General features: G+C 35.4%; 22 protein-coding genes and 1 pseudogene. 17 read left to right on the top strand and 6 right to left on the bottom strand.

Annotated elements, in window-relative coordinates:
* The first annotated feature begins 152 nt into the window (after positions 1–152).
* Positions 153–1559, top strand: a complete 1407-nt coding sequence (locus FFM61_RS07325) for a C40 family peptidase (RefSeq protein ID WP_074427788.1) — start codon at positions 153–155, stop codon at positions 1557–1559.
* 70 nt (positions 1560–1629) lie between these two features.
* On the opposite strand, the gene FFM61_RS07320 is transcribed toward FFM61_RS07325, so the two are convergent.
* Positions 1630–2265 carry a deoxynucleoside kinase gene (locus FFM61_RS07320; RefSeq protein WP_074427789.1) on the bottom strand — a complete coding sequence of 212 codons (636 nt, stop codon included), beginning with the start codon at positions 2263–2265 and terminating at the stop codon, positions 1630–1632.
* Between the two features lie 200 nt (positions 2266–2465).
* On the bottom strand, positions 2466–2855 hold the full coding sequence (gene mscL / locus FFM61_RS07315; RefSeq protein ID WP_074427790.1) for a large conductance mechanosensitive channel protein MscL: 390 nt from the start codon (positions 2853–2855) through the stop codon (positions 2466–2468).
* A gap of 166 nt (positions 2856–3021) precedes the next feature.
* On the opposite strand from mscL, the gene FFM61_RS07310 reads away from it, so the two are divergent.
* The 12 genes from FFM61_RS07310 to FFM61_RS07255 all read left to right on the top strand — a co-directional run bounded on the left by FFM61_RS07310 (position 3022) and on the right by FFM61_RS07255 (position 12709).
* Positions 3022–3861: a Cof-type HAD-IIB family hydrolase gene (locus FFM61_RS07310; protein WP_074427791.1), complete on the top strand. Its 840-nt coding sequence runs from the start codon at positions 3022–3024 to the stop codon at positions 3859–3861.
* Position 3862: 1 nt separating this feature from the next.
* Positions 3863–4069: a hypothetical protein gene (locus FFM61_RS07305; RefSeq protein ID WP_074427792.1), complete on the top strand. Its 207-nt coding sequence runs from the start codon at positions 3863–3865 to the stop codon at positions 4067–4069.
* Entirely contained in the window at positions 4056–4784 is a 729-nt protein-coding gene (locus tag FFM61_RS07300; RefSeq protein ID WP_074427793.1) for a CPBP family intramembrane glutamic endopeptidase, read from the top strand. Before FFM61_RS07305 ends, FFM61_RS07300 begins: the two co-directional genes overlap by 14 nt.
* A 65-nt stretch (positions 4785–4849) precedes the next feature.
* The gene (locus tag FFM61_RS07295) at positions 4850–5356 is read left to right on the top strand and encodes a hypothetical protein (RefSeq protein ID WP_074427794.1); all 507 of its coding nucleotides are present in this window, start codon (positions 4850–4852) and stop codon (positions 5354–5356) included.
* Between the two features lie 204 nt (positions 5357–5560).
* Entirely contained in the window at positions 5561–6064 is a 504-nt protein-coding gene (locus tag FFM61_RS07290) for a phosphate-starvation-inducible PsiE family protein (RefSeq protein ID WP_074427795.1), read from the top strand.
* A gap of 32 nt (positions 6065–6096) precedes the next feature.
* Positions 6097–7104: a toxic anion resistance protein gene (locus tag FFM61_RS07285; RefSeq protein ID WP_074427796.1), complete on the top strand. Its 1008-nt coding sequence runs from the start codon at positions 6097–6099 to the stop codon at positions 7102–7104.
* Positions 7105–7239: 135 nt separating this feature from the next.
* On the top strand, positions 7240–7638 hold the full coding sequence (gene spx / locus FFM61_RS07280; protein WP_074427797.1) for a transcriptional regulator Spx: 399 nt from the start codon (positions 7240–7242) through the stop codon (positions 7636–7638).
* 161 nt (positions 7639–7799) lie between these two features.
* Positions 7800–8558: an adaptor protein MecA gene (locus FFM61_RS07275; protein WP_074427798.1), complete on the top strand. Its 759-nt coding sequence runs from the start codon at positions 7800–7802 to the stop codon at positions 8556–8558.
* Between the two features lie 141 nt (positions 8559–8699).
* Positions 8700–9734, top strand: a complete 1035-nt coding sequence (locus FFM61_RS07270; RefSeq protein ID WP_074427799.1) for a competence protein CoiA — start codon at positions 8700–8702, stop codon at positions 9732–9734.
* Positions 9735–9792: 58 nt separating this feature from the next.
* Complete coding sequence (gene pepF / locus FFM61_RS07265) at positions 9793–11610, top strand: oligoendopeptidase F (RefSeq protein WP_074427800.1); 1818 nt, start codon at positions 9793–9795, stop codon at positions 11608–11610.
* 115 nt (positions 11611–11725) lie between these two features.
* A complete protein-coding gene (locus FFM61_RS07260; RefSeq protein WP_074427801.1) occupies positions 11726–12124 on the top strand; it encodes a DUF948 domain-containing protein in 399 nt (132 codons plus the stop codon).
* Positions 12125–12148: 24 nt separating this feature from the next.
* Positions 12149–12709, top strand: coding sequence for a prolipoprotein diacylglyceryl transferase (locus tag FFM61_RS07255; RefSeq protein WP_074427802.1), 561 nt, complete (start codon positions 12149–12151; stop codon positions 12707–12709).
* Positions 12710–12773: 64 nt separating this feature from the next.
* Here the strand turns inward: FFM61_RS07255 and FFM61_RS07250 are convergent, their stop codons facing one another.
* Positions 12774–13874 (bottom strand): M24 family metallopeptidase, encoded by a 1101-nt coding sequence (locus tag FFM61_RS07250; RefSeq protein WP_074427803.1) that lies wholly within the window; start codon positions 13872–13874, stop codon positions 12774–12776.
* Positions 13875–14133: 259 nt separating this feature from the next.
* Between FFM61_RS07250 and ccpA the strand changes: the two genes are divergently transcribed.
* The 3 genes from ccpA to FFM61_RS07235 all read left to right on the top strand — a co-directional run bounded on the left by ccpA (position 14134) and on the right by FFM61_RS07235 (position 18314).
* Positions 14134–15144 (top strand): catabolite control protein A, encoded by a 1011-nt coding sequence (gene ccpA / locus FFM61_RS07245; RefSeq protein WP_074427804.1) that lies wholly within the window; start codon positions 14134–14136, stop codon positions 15142–15144.
* Positions 15145–15465: 321 nt separating this feature from the next.
* The gene (locus FFM61_RS07240) at positions 15466–16938 is read left to right on the top strand and encodes an APC family permease (RefSeq protein WP_074427805.1); all 1473 of its coding nucleotides are present in this window, start codon (positions 15466–15468) and stop codon (positions 16936–16938) included.
* Positions 16939–16973: 35 nt separating this feature from the next.
* A complete protein-coding gene (locus FFM61_RS07235) occupies positions 16974–18314 on the top strand; it encodes an aspartate aminotransferase family protein (RefSeq protein WP_074427806.1) in 1341 nt (446 codons plus the stop codon).
* 87 nt (positions 18315–18401) lie between these two features.
* Here FFM61_RS07235 and FFM61_RS07230 read toward each other — a convergent pair whose 3' ends face one another.
* The 3 genes and pseudogenes from FFM61_RS07230 to FFM61_RS07220 all read right to left on the bottom strand — a co-directional run bounded on the left by FFM61_RS07230 (position 18402) and on the right by FFM61_RS07220 (position 20873).
* Positions 18402–18983, bottom strand: a complete 582-nt coding sequence (locus FFM61_RS07230) for a TetR/AcrR family transcriptional regulator (RefSeq protein ID WP_074427807.1) — start codon at positions 18981–18983, stop codon at positions 18402–18404.
* Between the two features lie 15 nt (positions 18984–18998).
* Complete coding sequence (locus FFM61_RS07225; protein ID WP_074427808.1) at positions 18999–20318, bottom strand: ABC transporter permease; 1320 nt, start codon at positions 20316–20318, stop codon at positions 18999–19001.
* Between the two features lie 119 nt (positions 20319–20437).
* Positions 20438–20873, bottom strand: a pseudogene (locus FFM61_RS07220) (MerR family transcriptional regulator).
* A gap of 146 nt (positions 20874–21019) precedes the next feature.
* Here FFM61_RS07220 and FFM61_RS07215 point away from each other — a divergent pair.
* On the top strand, positions 21020–21337 hold the full coding sequence (locus FFM61_RS07215) for a carboxymuconolactone decarboxylase family protein (protein ID WP_074427809.1): 318 nt from the start codon (positions 21020–21022) through the stop codon (positions 21335–21337).
* The last annotated feature ends 1 nt before the right edge of the window (position 21338 follow it).

Genomic DNA, 21338 nt, shown 5'->3' with positions numbered 1-21338 from the left:
TTTGTTTATCTAAACAAAAAGAACGTACGTTCCCCTAAAAATTTAGATAAATATAAGGTATGATATAAATGTTAAGTTCAATTTAAATATAAATTGGGGAATGTGTATTTAGGTTAACTTTTAACAAGTATAATTTGAGAGGAGTTGGACCTATGGTAAAGGCTTCAACTAAGTTGTTTTTCACTGGTATTGCTGGTGCAGCAGGAGTTGTGGCGACAACACAAATCCCTGATGTAAAAGCAGCTGTTAATACAGCTATTAATGTCACATCCAATGAAAAACAAGTTGGGAGATTTTCTAATGTCGCAACATTTATTCATGAGAAATCTAGTCAAGTAACGATGAAATCAGATATTCTTCGTGAAAAGCACACAAAGGATGCAAAATTAGCAACGTTTAAAGAGGGAACCAAGCAGGTAAAATCACCGAAAAGTAACCTTAATACGGTTGCGTCTAAAGCAATGACGGATGCTATTAGTGCATCAAATTCACAATCAGACGCCACAGCAGAATCAGCATCATATTATGATGATTCAACAACAGCAGAAACAGATATTCAGCAACCAACGACACCTGCAGAAGATGCAGTGGTTGCTGAATCAGATGCTACGGATGCTGTTGCGACGTCATCTTACACGATTCAAGACGGTGATACATTAGCGACGGTTGCTGCCAATAATGGTGTTTCAATTGATGCGTTACAAGCTGCTAATCCAAATGCGGACACAACCATGTTAAGTATTGGACAATCACTTTCAATACCTAATGGTGGCTATGTCGATACAACTGTTGAACCAGCGTCTGCAGTGCCGGATCAAGAATACACGGACCAAGCAGCACAAAGTATTGATGCTACAACAACATATTCTAACGATAATGTTACTGATCCATCAGTTGCAAGTGAACCTGTACAACAATCATATGATGACACAACCCTTAGGATGCAAGCAGCTACTGTTGATAATTCAGATGATAAGTTAACTGTTAAGTCGTTAGGCGTTGCTGCACCAAAACAGGCGCCTGCAGCAACAACTATGTCTAATGGAGATGTTGTGTTAAATTCATTAGATGCAACGGTCGCTCAAGATAATAGTAGCGTTGTTGCGCAAGATGATAATGATACAAAAGCAATCACCCAAACTAAAACAGCGACGGCATTGACAGCTGATCAACGGTCAAGTATTGTTTCTGCTGCTAAAAGTTTTGCTGAACAACAAATTCCCTATGTATGGGGTGGTAAAACAACAGCTGGTTTAGATGCTTCTGGTCTAACTGCTAGCGCATACCATGAAGCAGGGGTTTATATTCCAAGCTATACGATTGCCCAAGAAGCACATATGACAACATCTGATGTACAATCAAGCATTGATGTTATGCAAATTGCACAACCTGGAGATTTACTATTCTGGGGTGGTCATGGTGCATCTTGGCAAGTGGCTATTTATATTGGTAACGGTCAATACGTCATTGCTGCACAACCTGGTCAACAAGCACGGGTTATGTCGCTGGCTGATTCTGAAATTTTGCCCGACTTTGTTGGGGTATATAATTTTAAATAATTAAGCAATAAAAAAGTCGAAGAACATCATTATTTGTTCCTCGACTTTTTGTGTATAAATAGTGTATACGTTATTCAGATAAAGCGGCTAGACGGTCATCAATTTGTTGTAATACGATTTTACGACTAGCTTCATTCTCCAAATCATATTTTTGTAAATCAATCGTCATTTTTGGTGATGCATCATAATCTTCATACCATTTTTGGTATGCTGACCACATTTTAAAGTAATATTGACGTAATTCATCATTATCTTCAAATTGCTCATAGTCACGACCACGCTTTTTAATACGGTATAGGATTGTATCAAAATCTGCGTTAGCAAAGACCATCAAATCAGGGCGGCCTTTCTGCATTGTCTGGATTTCAGACATCATATTGTCTAACAAAGTCATATAAACTTTTAGTTCGGCATCAGAAATGTTTCCTTCACGATGGTTCTCTTGCGTGAACAAAGCATCTTCATAGATTGATCGATCCAATACGTTGTTATCGTCAGATAAGGCTTTTTTTATCATGGCAAAACGCTTGTTTAAAAAGTAAATTTGTAACAGAAATCCATATTGTTTGGGATCTGCATAATAAAGGGGTAACACGGGATTTTCACCAACAGGTTCAAAAAAAGCCTGCGTGTTAAGATGTGTTGCAATCAAATCAGTTAGTGTTGTTTTTCCAACACCGATCATACCAGCTGTGATAATCACCATGGTAGTCCTTCTTCCTTCAGGATTATATTTTCTCTAAATACTCATCTAATAAAAAGTACATGAGTGAGCTTATCAGCTGTTAACTATATTAGCCAATATTAGAAATAAATTCAACGGCTTGACAAAATAAAAAGAACGTACCTATCCGCATAAATGCTGATATAAGGGCGTTCTTTTTCAATAAATATTAAAAATAAATATTAATCTTTCTTTTCTGCTAGAGCATCACGGATTTCTTGTAACACAACTAATTCAGTTTCAGGAACAGCTTCTTCTTCAGAATTCTTGCTTGCAATTGCTTGCGCTTTGCGAATCGCTTTTAGAATTAAGAAGACAGCAAAACTAGTTAACAAGAAAGTGATTAGAGTTCCAATGAACGAACCGACTTTAATATTAGCTGCTCCGACATGCCAAACAATATTTGAAAATGAAATTGATCCGGTAATAATACCAATTAATGGCATGATTAGGTCATCAACAACAGATTTAATAACAGTTTGAAAAGCAGCCCCCATAATGAAAGCAACGGCAAGATCCATTACATTACCACGCATGATAAAATCACGGAATTCACCTATAAAATTACGCATAAAAATTTCTCCTTTATTAAACTTGTCTTATATATTGCCATAGCAGGCGCGCTAAGTCAAAAGAACATATAACATATAATAAAAAAATTAATCTAATATGATTAGAAGTAAATCAAAATTTTCTGTTAGAATAAAGACAAGCACGCATATTTAAAGGGGAAAACCAATGACTTATAAAATGTTGGTGTCAGATTTAGATGAAACATTTCTAAATGATGATGGCACAATTCATGAAGAAAATGTACAAACGGTCAAAAGAGCAGTGGCACAGGGCTTTAAATTTGTTCCCAATACAGGACGTTCATTTGAATCCGTGCAAAAAATGTTAAAACAACTTGATTTATATGATCAAGTTGGTGAATATGTCATTTCATTTAATGGTTCGGCAATTGTGGAAAATAAAAATAATCAGATTATTGCGACTCAAGATATGCCGTTTACGATGGCCAAACAAATTTTTAAAGCAGGCTTGATTGATGCATCAGTCGATGTTCATATTTATACTCTTAATAAATTATTTATTTATAATATAAGTGATTCAGATAAACAATATTTAGCGACACGTGGTGTGGCATATGTAGCATTAAAGACGACTGATTTATCATTTTTAAATATGCAACAACCGATTATGAAAGTTATTTTTGAACACCCAGACATTCAAGTTCGTCACAAAATTCATGATGCTGTGGTTGCTAGTGTTGGGATTGATCAAGTTGAAGTAACATATTCTTCTGATCGCTATGTTGAATTTAATCTTAAAGGCGTGGATAAAGGTTCAGCATCACTATTATTAGGCGAAAAGCTCGGTATCACAAAAGATGAAATTATGGCTATCGGTGATAATAATAATGATTTGAAAATGATTAAGGCGGCTGGACTTGGTATTAGCGTTGCAAATGGTATTAATGTTGTAAAAGAAGCAGCCGACATCGTCACAAAACGCACAAATAATGAAGGGGCAATTGCAGAAGTATTAAACCAATTTGTGTTGATCGGTGAACAATAAAATGCGAGTTGTAATTCAAATTGGCGCAAGTATCATTGTTATGGCAGTATTTGTAGGATTTACCTGGTCTGCTAATTTTTTTAATTGGCCAACATGGTTGATTTTCAGTCTGCTTTTGATATTATTTATTTTGGCAACTGGCTCGATGACTCGTTTATCCTTAGCCTTACAAAAGAAAAAGCAGGAGGATAATGATGAAAAAAATTGAAGGATTAAGCACCCTAATAATGGGGGTTATTTGGTTAGTTGTAGGTATAGTTTTAGACTTTATTATCCAAATAGGGAGTACTTATAGTAAACTAGGAGTTGTAAGTTGGTTACGTGTTGATCGCAATAATCCAATTGCTATTATTACAATGGTGGTTGTTGCAGCAATATTGACGTTTATTACGGTGAAAATTTTAGTTTATGCTGTTAGAAAAAAATCACCAAAAACAGGTTTGCATCCATTCCGAGCTGATAAATTAGCGTGGGTGGGGTATGGCTATATTATGATCTTAGGTGCAGGGATGGTTACCTTGCTCTTACAGACACTAATATCACATAAACCAATTACTGCTAGTAATCAAGCAACATTAGAAAGTATGGCCGGAAAAGGTGGTGCAGCATTAATTTTTGTTGTGATACTAGCAGTGTTTGTTGCACCATTAGTCGAGGAATTAATTTTTAGAGGCATTGTCCTTAATTATTTTTTTAAGGCGGGCCCTTGGTGGCTAAATGTCGCTTTGTCTGGTATTTTATTCGGTTACTTTCATGTATTCCAAGATTTTCAATGGTTTGCGTTATTACAGTATTCATTGATGGGAGTTGCGTTGGCAATTGTTTATAAAAAGACTAAGCAAATTCAGTATTCTATGGCTGTACATATGTTAAATAATGCTATTGCAGCAATTAGTTTGATTAACATTGCCTTGAACGCCTAATCAATTAACTTTTAGATGCTCATTTTATAAATGTAATATCATAAATGATAACGGGGGGATTTATTATGACTGAGTACTTACATGAAACATTCGGATCACGTGCAGTGTTGCAAAACATTAGGAATCAAAATTTGCAACGAGAGCTTTTGTTAATGCGTGATGATGCCGATGCACAACGTTACGAACTGTTAGAGAAAACAGAGAGTGAAAAATCAATATTTGCAATGCCAACGACTTATAAAGTGCTTTCAAGTCATGGTCAAACAGATGAATTACGTGGTTGGATGAGTTTTGTTTCAATTACTTTAAACGATTTGGAGCGAGATAACTTCTTACGTCGTTATAATAATGAAACGTTTGCGATTAGTACGGCAGGTTTTATTAGCTCATATGTATTACAGCGCATTGATAATAATCATGAAATTGTGATTTTATCTACATGGCAACTAAAAAAGAACTTTACTGATTGGCGTATGACGGCGAATTTCCCACTTGATCGTTATAAGCATAGCCAATATAATTTACGATCAAAACAATTGAGTTTCGCAGCTTTCTCAAAACAAAATATTTAATGCAATCGTTCACAGATATTTTCTGGTATAATAAAAACAATTAGCAGTTGATATGAGATTAGTATCAGCCGAGTTTGATTGTTGTAAATGACTGCTTGATAACTCTAGTACCCTAATTAAAAGGACACTAGAGTTTTTATTTGGACAAATTATGATAACAAGTTGCACGTTTTTGATAGAATAATAAGTAACGGAGGCATTAGAATGAATAATAAACATCTTGAAAAAAGTTACAATGTCGTATTAGGGATTGGTATGTTAGTACTTGGAATCATTATGTTTGGTTTCTTTTTGAAGGACGTCTGGCAATTAGCACAGTTACTTTGGCAGGTTAATTTAACGGACAATTTTTATAATATAACACGTTTAATTTTAGAAACATTTTTGTTCTTTGAATTTGTCGTTTTGACACAAGAATATTTTTTGAAAAATCATATTTCATTAGAAAATTTTATGTACATTGGTATTACAGCTATGTTGCGTAATTTGTTGGTTTATCATGATGATACGCTTGGTATTCTGATTCAATCAGTTGCAATTGGTTTGATGATTTTAGTCTTAATTGTTTATCGTTGGTCACTTCGTTATCTAGCTGATTTAGAACATCAAGAAGAACGTACTGAATTTATTTTTGCTGAAGAACATCCTAATACAGAATCAATAAAAAATAACCATTCTGTAATTGATACGCCAAATGAAAAAAAATAGTAATTAAATAATATCAGGTGTGGGGGCAAAACATGTTGGACAAACATACCTTACCAATTAGTGATGAGGTTACTAATTATAAAAAATTAACCCCAAAAGAACGAGTTAAAGCGTTACAATTAGCACAGAGTTTAGACGCAAATGATAATAAATCGATCTTGATATATGGGGTAGCAACCCAAAAAAATTTGTTGGATTTCTATCAAAAAATTCTAATGGCTAGTCATACAAAGGATATTCGATATGGGATTAGTGATGCGTTAAATACGCTTAAACCAGTGCTAGACCAGGTTGATTCTAATCAATTAATGCCAATTCAACAAAGCTTTTTGGCTCATGTTTTTAATAATATGCAGACGACGGTTGATGCATTAATAGCGCGGTATCAACAGATAGGTGCAGATGTTTCAGAAATTGTTAATCAGTTAGATGCATGCCAACAGGAATTAATTAATGAAAATAATTGGTTGAATAGTGTATATCAAAAAAATGAATTATTTTCTAAAAGAATAAGTATCTATCAGGCTGGTGCGGCTATGAAATTGACAGATATTGAAAAAAGGGAATTACCAACTGCTATTAAGGTAACGGAAGTTACGCAAATTCAACACCTAGATCAATTTAAGCAATTATTGCTAGCGCGAATTAAAAATTTGTATTTAACAAGTCGTATTATTGCGGATCAATCAATTCAAATTCAGACACTAAAATCAAATAATCAAAATTTAATTGACCAAATTAGTATTGATTTTTATACTGTATTGGCTTCGTGGCAGAACCAATTTATTTTAACGCTTACATTGTTTGGTCAAAAACAAGAAGGTTATAGACATAAAAAAAATGGTTCTTTGCAAGCAACCGAAAATGCAGAAAATGTTAAGCAGCTACAGCAAGTACAACAACATTTGATTGCCATTACGACAGCAGTTACTCTTGACCAAAGAAACAATCATAAAAAAATAGAAGTACTTGAACAAAAAATCCAAAATTTAAATGAACAGTTAAATCAGTTGGTAGACTACGCTATGAATCAGGAGTAAGTTCGGTTTTATAATGAGATTTTTTTAATTTATTACAGGAATTTAACAAAAAAGGGTTACATGTTTGACACAATACCGTTATAATGGAGTCTATAAAGAATAGTCGAATCATTGTAGTGCCGAGAGGAGGCCATTATGGTAACGTTATATACATCACCTAGTTGTACCTCATGCCGAAAGGCCCGTGCCTGGCTAAAAGAAAATGGAATTTCTTATCAAGAACGAAACATATTCAAAGAGCCATTAACACGAGATGAGATTAAAAATATTTTACGAATGACTGAAGACGGAACAGAAGAAATTATTTCAACACGCTCAAAATTGTTTACGAAATTAGACGTTAAATTGGATGATATGTCGCTAAGTATGTTAATCGATCTATTACATGAAGAACCTGCATTATTAAAACGACCATTGATTATGGACGAGAAACGAATGCAAGTTGGTTATAATGAAGATGAAATTCGTCGTTTCTTGCCACATGAAATGCGCCAAGAAGAATTGGCACGCGTTACGGCTTTAGTTGATTTGTAGTAGTAATATATTTATAATATTCGAAAATAATTTAGCATAAAGTTGATGTCATGAAAAGCATCAACTTTTTTTCTAATGTATGCATCTAAAAGACAGATAATTTGGTATAATGTCTTATTGAAAAGTGTTCTCATCTTAGTGAGAAGAAAGGGGTGCCCATTATGGAAATGGAACGAATAAATGATGATACAATCCGAGTTGTGGTCACCAATGATGATTTAGCAGAGCGGAATATTTCGATTGTTGATTTGTTGGGCAACCAAGATAAAATTGAGGAATTCTTTTATAGCATTTTAGAAGAAATTGATATTGAGGGTGATTTTGAAAATAACGAAGCAGTGACTTTCCAAGTTTTACCTAATAAAAATGGATTAGAATTATTCATTTCTAAAAATATTGACGATAAGTCTGTTATGGAAGGTATGCTTAATTCAGTGTTGGGGAAACGTGATATAAGCGATGCTGAAGATGATGTATCTGATGATGTTTTAGACGCATTGCTTGATAATGATGATTCTAAACCACGTAGTACGCAAAAATTAACAAATGAAGAAGCACAAAAAATTAAAACGACACAAAGACAGAATCTGGTTGATTCAGTGGGCTTTTCTGATATAACACTAGATCAAAATTTAGTTTTGCAATTTAATAATTTTGAAAATGTTATCCAATTTTCATTGAATATGGCAAAACAACAATTTGTATTTGGTAGTCAGTTAGTCAAATATCAAGAAAAATTCTTCTATGTTATCAAGATTGATCGTGAGTCTTTAGAATATAATTATACAATGGCAGATTTAAAAGCAATTGCTTATGAGTTTGCACAAATACCTGATATTTCACCCGATGTTTTAATTGAGCACGGTCAATTAATTTTTAAAAATGATGCGATAATGAGTGTTGCAACTTATTTTGGCTAGTAAAATTTATGAAAAATCTCGTAATGCTGACATGATGTTGGTGTTGCGAGTTTTTTATCTTATCTAATTTAAATAAATTTTAGAAAATACTTTTGGACATAATCCCATGTAAACTTTCCTTATTATATGGAGGAGTGACAGATGTTAATTGCTAAAATAATAGAAAATGATCAATTAATCCAGGCAACGCAAGCTAATAATAGTGAAATATATTATTGTCCAGGATGTAAAGCACGGGTACAGTTAAAAAAAGGTAACATTAATATACCTCATTTTGCACACATTAATGAAAGTAATTGTGATGTTAGCGCAGAAGGAGAAACAGTAAACCATTTACAAGGGAAATTGGCATTGTTTGCACTGTTTATACAAAAATATGATGAAGTTAGATTAGAACCATGGCTTAGCCAAATTAAGCAACGACCTGATTTAATAGTTAGGAAGGGGATGAATTGGTTTGTTATTGAATTTCAATGTGCACCAATTTCCCTAGAAAAGGTACAGGCACGAACAAGTGGTTATCGACAATTAAACTATAAAGTGATTTGGATTTTGGGCGAAAATTATCAACGTAAACGGCTACAAGCTAGAACGTTTGCTAAGTTTACTGTAATTTACCAGCAACAACTACAAGTTGCTTTTTGGCAACTAACGAGAGGGCTTTTCTGGCAAGCGTGGTGGCAGCTTGATGGTAAATCAAGGGTGTTAAACCGTCAACTGGTAGATAATCAACCACAACAATTGCTGAAACTACAACAAGCAGTTATACAAGCGAAGCCTGAAATTTGGTCTATTCAAAATGAACTATACAAAATCAAACGATTAGTTATTGGCATACCATGGGAATGTCATCCCCAATACCCATTGCCAGGTGGGCTGAAAGTCGCACAGTGGCAGGTTATTGTACGGGTGTTGCTTACATTAGAAAAACAGCCAAGAACAATGTTGCAATTATTGAAGATTATGACAGAGTTTCCATGGCAACGATTTGAGTGCATATCAGTAAAAAAAGTTCAAAAGTTGTGGCTAAATTATTTATTAGATGATTTGATGTCGCGCGGGTTAATAAAGCGGACAGGTGATACAATTGTGTTAGCTAGAACATTAAAATGGTTTAATACGTATCAAGAAAAATTACAAGTACTATTAAAAATAGATACTACTAATTTTCGCTGATGATATACTAGAAATATGGTAAAATGAACAATATATTAGACTGAAATGAGGGAAAATGATGGCAAAAGAATTACCTTTACGTAATGAGTTACCAGAATCAGCGACTTGGGATTTAACGAAAATTTTTGCAAGTGATACTGATTGGCAAACTGCGTACGATGAATTAAATGAACGACTAGTAAATGCTGATTTTTTTGCCCAAACGGCAGTCAATTCAGGTAAAGACCTTTATAACGCATTACAATATGGTTTAGGTCTTATGCGTGATTTGGAAACGCTGTATGTTTATGCATCTATGAAATCAGATCAAGATACAGCAAATGGACTTTACCAAGGATTAAGTAATAAAGCAGAGTCATTAGCAGCTAAGGTATCAGCTGCAATTTCTTTTTTTGATCCAGCTGTATTATCACTTTCAAAAGATAAGTTAGCAGACTATTTTTCACAAGAAATTCGTTTGCAAGAATATACGCACTATTTTGAAGATATTCTAACGCAAAAGGGACATGTTTTATCAGAGGATCAAGAAAAACTTTTGGCAGCAGCTGGAGATATCTTTGGTGCATCTGAGCGAACATTTGGCATGTTAGATAATGCCGATATTACTTTTGATGCTGTAGAAAATGACGAAGGTGAATTAGAAACTTTATCAGATGGCGTGTATGCACGGTTACTGGAATCGGTTAAACCTGAAGTTAGAAAAAATGCTTTTAAGACCTTTTATGCCTCATATATGGCTTTAGATAATACTTTTGCCTCTTTAATTGGGAACCACGTTAAAGGCCACAATTATTTAGCAACCGTTCATCATTATGATTCGGCTAGACAAGCAGCTTTAGCAGCTAATAATGTGCCAGAGGTTGTGTATGATACGTTGGTTGAAGAAGTAAATAAGGCCTTGCCATTGTTACACCGTTACATGGCTTTGCGTAAACGTTTATTAGGGCTTTCAGAACTACATTCATATGACTTATATACACCAATCCTTGGTGAACCGGATTATGATATTGATTATCCTAGTGCGCAAGCAGAAGCATTAAAGGCCTTGGCACCATTAGGTCAAGATTACCTTGATGTTGTGCAAAAAGCATTTGATAATCGTTGGATTGATGTCATTGAAAATAAAGGTAAGCGTTCTGGTGCCTATTCGGGTGGTGCTTATGATACAAACCCATACATTTTGTTAAACTGGGTCGATAATCTTAATAATTTAAGTACGTTAGTCCATGAGATGGGGCATTCGGTCCATTCATATTTAACACGAGAAAATCAACCTTATCAATATGGGGATTATCCAATTTTCTTAGCTGAAATTGCATCGACGACCAATGAAAACTTATTAACTGATTATTTATTACGGACGGTAGATGATAAAAAGTTAAAGGCCTATATATTAAATCAATACTTAGATGGGGTTAAAGGTACGTTGTTCCGTCAGACGCAATTTGCTGAATTTGAGCAATGGATGCATGAAACTGATGCCCAAGGCACACCATTAACAGCAGACATTTTGAACGAAGCCTATGGTGAATTGAATAAGCATTATTATGGTACAACGCTAACTGCTGATGAAGAAATTGCACATGAATGGGAACGCATCCCACATTTCTATTATAATTATTATGTGTTCCAATATAGTACAGGATTTGCAGCGGCTACTGCATTAGCAGATAAAATTTTACATGAAGGTGATCAGGCTGTTAATGACTACAAAGATTACCTAAAAACAGGCTCATCAGCCTTTCCAATTGATGTGATGAAAAAAGCAGGTGTTGATATGACCAAACCAGATTACTTGCGAGAAACTTTTGCAGTGTTTGAGGAACGCCTAAATGAATTCGAAGCGATAGTTGATGAATTATCATTAGATAAATAAATCTTTTAACGACAGTTGTATATAATAGAGTCACTAATTAAAATATGATAATTGCCAGTTGTGATGTAACACGGTAAAATAAAAATTATACAGAGAACTAGGAGGGAATGAATACATGTCAGGTGGACAAATTGCACTAATAATTTTAGCCGTTGCGGTATTGTTGTTGGTTCTATTTATTGGATTGTTTTTAGTTAAATTGACGCAAACTTTGGGTGTGTTAACAAAGGATGTTGATGTAATTGCTCGCGGGGCTAATGATATATTAGCAAATGTTGACACGTTACTAAGCGATGTTAATGGTAAAGTTGCGACAATTGATCCAGCCTTCCAAGCAATTGCTGATTTAGGTACGTCAGTATCTGATTTAAATGCAGCGACGTCTAATTTAACTAGTAAGGTTAAGGGTTCAGCAAGCTTGAATACGACAAAGGTAGCATCAGCTGTATTTGCAGCTAATACAGCACGTAAGAATCATAAGAAAAATAGAAAAGCAAATAAAACAGCAGAATAGTTGATAAAATAGGAGGATCATATTATGTCAAAAACAAAAGGATTTTTAGCAGGAACGATCTTTGGTGGTTTGGTAGCAGCAGCCGGATACGGTTACTACAAGATGCTAACAATTGAACAACAAGCTGATTTAAAAGCAAAGTTTGATGATACTGTTGCAGATGTACGTGATAAAGTTGTTGACTATAGTTATGCAGCAACTGATGCCGTTGCTTCTGTTCGTGAGAAAGCTGATGATTTTGTCTCAGATAAAAGCTATGCATTTGATACAAAGGTAGCCGATTTAAAAGCTTCAGCTGAAGATAAGTCAACTGAATTACGTGAAAAGGCTGATGATTTAATCGCTTCAGCACAAGAAAAAGCTGCAGACTTACGGAGTCAAGCTAATGATTTAAAGAATCAAGTCAAATCAGATGAGACAGATGCTCCTGAGGAGGATATTGTTTTATCACCAACTGATGATGCTTTAGATTCAGAAACTTTTGAAGAATTAGCAGAAGCATCTGCAGAATCTGAAATCTTAAACCCTAATGTTGGTTTATCACAAACAGGTGTCAAAGGATTATCTGATCTTTCTGAAAAGTAAGGGGTTTTTATTCAAATTAAAAGCGCTAGCCTCAAATTGAGACTAGCGCTTTTATTAAACAAGCTTAATCAATAATACGTAATTCTTTTGATGAGTGTGTATATGAATCAACACCAGTTTCAGTCATAATAACAGAGTCTTCGATACGAATTCCTAGGTCACCGGGAATGTAAATACCAGGTTCAATTGAGAAAGACATACCTGGTTGCAAAATAAGATCATTACCTTGAGCAATCTGAATTGACTCATGAACAGATGATCCGATACCGTGACCTAAACGATGTACGAAGTAGTCACTGTAACCAGCCTTAGTAATAACATCACGAGCAATACCATCTAATTCACCAGCAGTCATACCAGGCTTAGCAGCATTTTGGGCAGTTAATTGGGCTTCTAAGACAACGTTGTAAACGTCACGTTGGTGATCAGATGCTGATTGGAATGCAACTGTACGCGTAGCATCAGAAACATAACCATCGTAAATTGTCCCCAAATCAAATAGGGCTAGATCACCTGACTTTAGTGTATTGTTGCTAGTATCGCCGTGAGGTTCAGCAGCATGTGCACCGAATTGTACTAATGTTTCAAAAGACATGCCGGCAACACCAGCAGATTTCAAATCATATTCTAGCTTTGCCATGACTTGTAGTTCAGAAACACCTGCTTGAAGGGCAGCAAAACCAAATTCAAAGGCACGGTCAGCATCAAGCCCAGCTTTGTGTAATTTAACAATTTCATCAGGAGTCTTAATAAGATGCATTTCTGTCATCAAAGGTGATAAGTTACCAATAAACTTTGCTTCTGGTACTGCTGTTTGAATAAATGAAGCGCGGTTTAACGTTAATTGGTCTTTTTCAACAGCCCACTTTTCAGTATGCTTTGTACGGGTGTGAAGATGCTCGCTGATTAAATTCCAAGGATTTTCTTGGTCTTGGTAACCATACACAGGATATTGCCAGCCAGAGTTCTTTACTGCTTCCACTTCTAAGGCAGGTGCAAAAATAAATGGTTCGTCTTCTGGGAAAACAAACAGTGCCAAGACACGTTCAATTGGATCAGAATTAAAACCAGTTAGGTAGTCAATTGAATGGAAATCTGAGAAGTAGGCAACATCAAGTTGTTGTTCATTAAGCCAATTTTGAATTGACATGAGTTTATCAGTCATTAAAAAATTCTCCTTTAATAATTATATGATTAATTGTACGCTCATTTTTAAAAATTGCCTATCCATCCAGAAAAGTTATGGTACAATTAATCATTGTGTGAAATTATTATTAAATGATGAAAAAAACAGTGAAAACATGTTACAATCACTTTGAGAGCGGTTTCATAATGCACGTAAGTTCTTACTATATACTAGAGTAACTTGATTTAGTAACGAAACTTGAATACATATTTGTATTGATAAGATAAGGAGAATAGTAATGGATAAACAAACAGTTACAATTTATGATGTTGCACGTGAAGCAAGGGTATCGATGGCTACCGTTTCACGAGTAGTTAATGGTAATGCGAATGTTAAGTCAGAAACGAAAGATAAAGTTAAAGCTGTTATTGATCGGTTGGGATACCGTCCAAACGCAGTTGCCCGTGGTTTGGCATCACGTCGTACAACGACCATCGGTGTTGTTATACCAGATGTGACGAATCATTATTTTGCTGAATTAGCCCGTGGAATTGATGATGTTGCAGCAATGTACCATTATCAAATTATTTTGGCAAATTCAGATGAATCAAATGACAAAGAAGTACAAGTAATGGAAAATCTTTTGAGCAAGCAAGTTGATGGTATTATTTTTATGGGTAATTTTGTTAATGATGCCATTCGTGATGAATTTAAAAAAGCAGATGTGCCCGTGGTTTTGGCAGGTTTACTTGATGATCATGAAGCGCAACCATCAGTCAATATTGCTTATCGATCAGCCATGAATGATATAACAACGCGTTTATTAAAGGCGGGTCATAAAGACATTGCCTTTATCACTGGTGATTTAAATCACTTTATGAATAAAGAACATCGTTTATTAGGGTATCAAGATGCGCTAGCAACATATGATATACCATATGATGAGCAATTGGTATTCCAAGGTAACTATGATTACCAATCAGGTTATGAGCTATCTCAAGCAGTTAAGTCATCAAAAGTAACAGCTGCGGTGGTAGCTAATGACGAAATGGCTGCTGGTTTGGTTAATGGTTTGACGGATGCTAATGTGAAAGTACCTGAAGAATTTGAAATCATTACAAGTAATGACTCAAAAGTAACAGTTATAACACGACCACAATTGTCATCAATTACACAACCTATATATGATATTGGTGCGGTAGCAATGCGTATGTTAACAAAATTAATGAATCATGAAGAACCAGCAATTAATAATATTGTTTTGCCACATGGTTATATTGAACGTGATTCAACAAAAAAATCAGTATAAAAAAATATAGACCATAAAAAGTACATAAATTTTATGTACTTTTTTCATGTGGTTGACTTTAAGCATGATAGGGTAAGGCTTTTGGAAGTTAAATGATAAAAAGATTAGAAAAAAGTTGACTTTTATAACCAACAAGGTATTATTGATAATAATTGGTTTTGAGGGTAATTATCTATTTTGTTATATAGCTAAAATAATTACTACTGACCGATTTTTATTTTATTTTGTTGGTCTTATTGTAAATAATAATTGCCTAAGTAAGGCAATTAATAAATTAGTCAATCATGATTAATACGGTCACCTTAGATAGGAGTAGAGTATATGGGGCTATTTTCAAATTTTATGGAGCGTGAGGACGCTTCTACATATATTAGTAAAGATTCAGAAATGCCACGTGTTTTGCACACAAAGGATTTCTTAGCACTAGGTGTTGGGACAATTGTTTCGACGGCTATTTTTACTTTGCCTGGAGTTGTAGCTGCAAAGTATGCCGGCCCCGGCGTAGTCTTTTCATTTTTACTGGCAGCAGTTGTTGCTGGATTTGTGGCATTAGCATATGCTGAGATGGCTTCAACATTACCAGTTGCTGGATCAGCTTATTCATGGATTAATGTACTGTTTGGTGAAGGGTTTGGTTGGATTGCTGGTTGGGCATTGTTAGCTGAGTATATTATTGCTGTTGCGTTTGTTGGATCGGGGTTATCTGCGAATTTTAGAGGACTATTAACACAAGTCAATGTTGAATTGCCGCCTTCACTATCAGGGGCGCTAGACACGCATACCTTGTTTGGCTGGTCACAGGCAGTTAGTGGGCCCAAAGGTGGTGTTATTGATATTGTTGCCTTTATCGCCATTGGTTTGGTTGCTTTGTTACTATCACGTGGCGTGCATGAGGCATCACGTATCGAAGTTATTTTAGTTGTCGTTAAAGTCTTTGCAATTTTGCTGTTTATTTTTGTTGGTTTAACAGCTATTCATCCTGAAAACTATTCACCATTTGTACCAGCATATAATCCAAATGGGGCAACTATGGGTGGCTTCCAAGGGATTTGGGCAGGTGTTTCAGGTATTTTCTTAGCATATATTGGGTTTGACTCAATTGCTTCTAATTCAGCTGAAGCCGTTAATCCACAAAAGACAATGCCACGTGGAATTTTGGGATCATTGTTGATTGCAGTAACTTTATTTATTGGTGTTTCAATTGTTTTGGTTGGAATGTTTAAATATACACAATATGTTGATAATGCTGAGCCAGTTGGTTGGGCATTGCGAGAAGCAGGACATCCAATTGTCGCAGCTGTTACTTCAATTATCGCTGTTGTTGGAATGGTAACAGCCTTGATTGGTATGATGATGGCCGGTTCACGTTTGCTTTACTCATTTGGACGTGATGGGATGCTTCCTAAGTGGTTAGGTAAAGTAACGTCAGACAAAGGGTTACCAAATCGTGGTTTATTGGTTTTGACATTAATTGCGATTATTGTTGGTTCATTCTTCCCATTCTCATTCTTGTCAGAACTAATTTCAGCAGGAACATTGATTGCCTTTATTTTTGTGTCATTGGCAATGTATGCGTTGCATAAACGTGAAGGTAAGGATTTGCCGGAAGCTGGTTTTAAAATGCCTGGTTACCCGGTAACACCAGCTATTGGAGCCCTTTTGTCTGTTTGGGTCTTCTGGGGACTAAGTACAGAAGCTAAAATTTACGCATTAGTGTGGTTTATTGTTGGTATTATTGTCTACTTTGTATACGGTGCAAGACATTCAGTATTGAGAAATAAAACAAACGATTAAGCGTTATTTTTTTGAAGGGGGAACAAAAAATAACTATGGGCAAAAATGATGAAATTTTAAATCAAGAAGAACAAAACTTTGCGGGTGCAGGCCGTGTCTACTATTTTGATATGGTCATTGATTCAGGGAAAGGTGTCATTTTAACTGATGTAGATGGTAATGAATATATTGACTTATTAGCTAGTGCTAGTGCCACTAACACAGGTCATGCCCATCCTACAATTGTTAAGGCAATTCAAGATCAGGCTGAAAATTTAGTCCATTACACCGCAGCGTATTTTGCTACTTCAACAGAAGCAAGGTTAGCAAGTGAGCTAGTTAAATTAGCACCAGGTAACCCAGATGATTGGATGGTTGTCTATGGTAACTCAGGTTCAGATGCCAATGATGCCGTCATCAAGTTTGCTCGGGGTTATACAGGACGCCCAAATGTTGTGTCTTTTGTTGGTGCCTATCATGGTTCAACTTATGGTTCCATTTCGGCCTCAGCAGTTAGTTTAAACATGGGGCGCAAGATTGGGCCGTTGTTACCAGGATTTTATAAGGTGCCTTTTCCGTCACCGGATAAACGTTTAGCAGATGAGAGTGAAGTAGATTTTGTTGAGCGGATGTTTGCGGCATTTAAAGAACCATTCGAAAATTATTTACCAGCTGAAGAAACAGCGGTTATTATGATTGAGCCGATTCAAGGGGATGGTGGTATTATGGCACCACCGCTTGGATATTGGGAAAAGGTCGCCGCCTTTGCTCACGAGCATGGCATTCTATTAGCTGTTGATGAGGTTAATCAAGGTTACGGTCGTACTGGTACATTCTGGTCGTTTGAACACTTTGGCTTAGAACCGGATCTGATCGCCATGGGTAAGTCAATGGCTTCAGGAATGCCACTAAGTGCAGTCTTAGGTCGACGTGAAATCATGCAGAGTCTGGAAGCACCAGCTAATGTTTACACGACAGCTGGCAATGTTGTGAGTGCGGCAGCAGCTTTAGCAACGTTAGACGTTATTAAATCAGAAGACTTAGTTGCACGTTCAGCAAGGTTAGGTGAAGTTGCCCAAAAATTCTTTAATCATGAGAAAGAACAATTTGATTTTATTGGGGATGTGCGCTTGTATGGGCTAAATGGTGGTATTGATATCGTGGATCCCCAAACAGGTTTGGGTGATGAACAAGCAACAAATACAATTATTTATAACTTGTTTAAAAATGGGGTGTTAATGATTTCACTACGTGGCAGTACATTACGTTTTCAACCACCTCTAGTTATTGAGGAAGACGATTTACAACGTGCGTTTACAGTAATGCATCAAGTATTTGCTGATTTTGCTGCAGGTAAGTTGGCAGAACCAAATGGTCGTCATCATATTGGTTGGTAAATGAATTCATATAAAAATAGCAGGTTACCTTTTGATAAATTGGTAATCTGCTATTTTTGTTTATTTGTTAAATTTTACTTCATTATTTCACTTTAAGTGTTTAGCAAAAGTGCGAATATTGTTTTCTAAAAATTGTTCAGACTTAACGAATAACGCTGAATTAGGATAAACAAATGAAGAAACAGCATTACCGAAACAGAGGGTGACAAAACTATCGACTTCAGTGGCAATATCAATTTCGGAACTTATTTCGCCTGCTTGCATCATCTCACGGAATTTATCCATTAATAAGTCGTGAAAATACTGTGGTAACTGATTGATTACCGATTCAATTTCTGGAAATTCTGCTGATTCATGTAGTGAAAGTAGAAAGATTGATTGATGTTGTTTAATGAATTGCTGATAAATACTGGCAGCTTGCACTAAATCTGTTTCAATATCATCATGAAATTCAAAATCATTAGCTGCCTGTTTTACATCAAACAGATAGTTTTGAATTAATGCCTTTAAGATACCAGCTTTATTTTTAAAATGTCTAAAAACGGTGCTTTCATTAACGTTGGCAACTGCAGCAATCTTTTTCGTTGTTGTACCCCGATAACCATATTGGCGAATCAGGTCTGAAAATGCTTTTAAAATTGTTTCTTGAACATGATTGTCGTTTGACACAAGTGTAAGCCTCCGTTAACCTAGTTTATCAAATCTTAACATTGTTTGTCGCTTCTTGAAAGTAACAATAATTAGGTTAATTACTATGATACCAACTATTAGGGCGATAAAGTTATGCCATAACGATGTTGGTGCTGTACCACCATACATAGCATTAAAATCATTTGTAATGCCATAATACATAGGGGTAAAGCTGTGAATTGCCTTGAAGAAAGCATTCATTGTTACTACTGGAATCATACCAGCACCGGCAACAATTTGTAACATTGTTAGGAGAATATTTAATGCGGTTCCAACTTGACCAAGTATTAGTAACATTATTGAATTGAAATTATAAGCGGCAAAGATAGTTAATAGGTGTGATAACCAAAGTTCACCGAAATTACCAGTGCCAATCATTGCTGAAATTGCCCATGAAACAACCCCTGCAATAATGATTGATTCAAATAACATGGTGAGTTCGAGATTGGCAAAAGCTTTAAAACGACCAATTTGCGGAGCGAATTTAGCATAAGTATTGTAGAGAATTAATGCACCAATGAGCGAGCCAAGATAAATTGACAAACTAGCAAAGAATGGGGCTAGTGAGTTATTTAAACCAGTATCAACTTTATTTTGACGTTCAATATTAATATTGATGTTATTTATTAATGGTCGTGCTTGAGATTGTGCTTCGTTTATAATTTTATCTTTTTTATCAATGGCAGTCTGTTGTGCTTTAACCTGCGCTTGCTTAGTTTGTTCTTCAAGTTTTTGTGTCAATGCTGCCTGTTGTTCGGCTGGAGCAGCGCTAATTACTTGCTGTTGCTGACCAATTTTAGCTTTAGCAGTTGTTTGGTCTTGCTTAAGCTGCTGTTGTAAGGATTCTAATTGTGGTTTAGCAATTAATAAAGTCCCTTTTTGCACGCCAATTTGTTGTTGAACGGTGTTACCGATAGTTGTAGCCGTTGATTTCATGGCACTAACGACTGAAGTTTGGTTTGATTCATTAATATAAAAATTCAAATTTGGCTGTTTATTTGCTGAAATATCTGTAGCAAAATTTTTGGGAATATTAATAACTAAGAATGTATCACGAGCATCCAATGCTTTCTTTGCGCTTGAAAGACTGGTTGTTGATTTGATGTGTTTATAGGGTAAAGCTTTTTTAATTTGTTTCGATAACTGATTACTTTTTTGATCTTGATTAACCATTGTAACAGGCAGTTCATCTACATTATTTGGTACAGCACTATAACCTGAATAGTAAATGAAGAAAACAATGATGCCGTATAGTAATCCAACTACTAAGGCTAGGATAGGGCCTTTACTTGAGATAAATTGTTTAAATTTCATTATTGAAACCTCCGCATGATTTTGTTTACGTGGTTATTATACGGCTAACACAAAATGAATGCAAGTACTTGCTTTTTATTAAATCACAAATTTCCTATTAATAGAAAATTTTTGGGTAATTAATAATTTTCGTGACCTAAGTGTTCTAGATAGGTTTTGAATTTTTCACTTTCAGAAATAATGCCAGCATCTTTAGCTTCATACCAGTTAATCTTATCGTTTAAAATTTGTAGATGCTGCTGAATTTCTGCTAACTCTTTTAAGAAGTTGGTCTTAGTTGTTTTTAAGAGTGATAGACGTTGTGGAATTGTTTGGTCACCTTGTTCGCGCAGGGTGATGTATTGTTTTAAATCGGCGATGCTCATTCCCGCACCCTTTAGGTGATTTAAAAAAAAGCAACCAATCAAAGTCATCACTAGTGTAGTAACGATGTCCATTGGCTGAGCGTTGGGGCATGATCAAGTTTTCAGATTCATAATAACGTAAAGTTGATGTCGGAATACCGGTTAATTGACTAAATTCACCAATATTATAGGCCTTTTGAGTAGTTGGCATGACTAAATGCTCCTTATAGTTGACTTTAAGTATTATTATACAGAAAAAATGTATCTAAGTATTATTAAGTGAAATATTTGACTTAAAGTGCACTTTAGGTCTTACAATAAAATTGTTGAATAAATATGGATTAGGGAGGTGCCATTATGGCTAAGAAACAAACGGCGGGACAAGAGCAACTAGGTGAGTTTGCACCACAATTTGCTCATTTAAATGATGATGTTTTATTTGGTGAAGTTTGGGATAAAGAAGATGAATTAAGTGCACATGATCGTTCACTAGTAACAATTGCAGCACTGATTGCAATGGGAAATACTGTGCAATTAGCAACGCACTTAAAAATTGGTAAGACTAATGGTATTACGCAGGAAGAAATTGTAGCCGAGATTACACACCTTGCATTTTATGTTGGTTGGCCTAAAGCATGGTCAGCTTTTAATCGCGCTAAAGAAATTTGGCAATAAA

The organism is Weissella hellenica (assembly GCF_005405545.1).
Classification (GTDB): Bacteria; Bacillota; Bacilli; order Lactobacillales; family Lactobacillaceae; genus Weissella; species Weissella hellenica.
Note: the sequence above shows the minus strand (reverse complement) of the source record. Positions and strands in the feature narration are given on the sequence as shown.

Excerpts from the sequence above, each read along its gene's own strand:
- FFM61_RS07270 (WP_074427799.1), top strand. The coding sequence starts at position 8,700 with ATGTTAATTGCTAAAATAATAGAAAATGATCAATTAATCCAGGCAACG.
- FFM61_RS07275 (WP_074427798.1), top strand. The coding sequence starts at position 7,800 with ATGGAAATGGAACGAATAAATGATGATACAATCCGAGTTGTGGTCACC.
- FFM61_RS07235 (WP_074427806.1), top strand. The coding sequence starts at position 16,974 with ATGGGCAAAAATGATGAAATTTTAAATCAAGAAGAACAAAACTTTGCG.
- FFM61_RS07310 (WP_074427791.1), top strand. The coding sequence starts at position 3,022 with ATGACTTATAAAATGTTGGTGTCAGATTTAGATGAAACATTTCTAAAT.
- FFM61_RS07225 (WP_074427808.1), bottom strand. The coding sequence starts at position 20,318 with ATGAAATTTAAACAATTTATCTCAAGTAAAGGCCCTATCCTAGCCTTA.
- FFM61_RS07250 (WP_074427803.1), bottom strand. The coding sequence starts at position 13,874 with ATGACTGATAAACTCATGTCAATTCAAAATTGGCTTAATGAACAACAA.
- spx (WP_074427797.1), top strand. The coding sequence starts at position 7,240 with ATGGTAACGTTATATACATCACCTAGTTGTACCTCATGCCGAAAGGCC.
- pepF (WP_074427800.1), top strand. The coding sequence starts at position 9,793 with ATGGCAAAAGAATTACCTTTACGTAATGAGTTACCAGAATCAGCGACT.
- ccpA (WP_074427804.1), top strand. The coding sequence starts at position 14,134 with ATGGATAAACAAACAGTTACAATTTATGATGTTGCACGTGAAGCAAGG.
- FFM61_RS07295 (WP_074427794.1), top strand. The coding sequence starts at position 4,850 with ATGACTGAGTACTTACATGAAACATTCGGATCACGTGCAGTGTTGCAA.
- FFM61_RS07290 (WP_074427795.1), top strand. The coding sequence starts at position 5,561 with ATGAATAATAAACATCTTGAAAAAAGTTACAATGTCGTATTAGGGATT.
- FFM61_RS07320 (WP_074427789.1), bottom strand. The coding sequence starts at position 2,265 with ATGGTGATTATCACAGCTGGTATGATCGGTGTTGGAAAAACAACACTA.
- FFM61_RS07255 (WP_074427802.1), top strand. The coding sequence starts at position 12,149 with ATGTCAAAAACAAAAGGATTTTTAGCAGGAACGATCTTTGGTGGTTTG.
- FFM61_RS07305 (WP_074427792.1), top strand. The coding sequence starts at position 3,863 with ATGCGAGTTGTAATTCAAATTGGCGCAAGTATCATTGTTATGGCAGTA.
- FFM61_RS07240 (WP_074427805.1), top strand. The coding sequence starts at position 15,466 with ATGGGGCTATTTTCAAATTTTATGGAGCGTGAGGACGCTTCTACATAT.
- FFM61_RS07300 (WP_074427793.1), top strand. The coding sequence starts at position 4,056 with ATGAAAAAAATTGAAGGATTAAGCACCCTAATAATGGGGGTTATTTGG.
- mscL (WP_074427790.1), bottom strand. The coding sequence starts at position 2,855 with ATGCGTAATTTTATAGGTGAATTCCGTGATTTTATCATGCGTGGTAAT.
- FFM61_RS07260 (WP_074427801.1), top strand. The coding sequence starts at position 11,726 with ATGTCAGGTGGACAAATTGCACTAATAATTTTAGCCGTTGCGGTATTG.
- FFM61_RS07325 (WP_074427788.1), top strand. The coding sequence starts at position 153 with ATGGTAAAGGCTTCAACTAAGTTGTTTTTCACTGGTATTGCTGGTGCA.
- FFM61_RS07285 (WP_074427796.1), top strand. The coding sequence starts at position 6,097 with ATGTTGGACAAACATACCTTACCAATTAGTGATGAGGTTACTAATTAT.
- FFM61_RS07215 (WP_074427809.1), top strand. The coding sequence starts at position 21,020 with ATGGCTAAGAAACAAACGGCGGGACAAGAGCAACTAGGTGAGTTTGCA.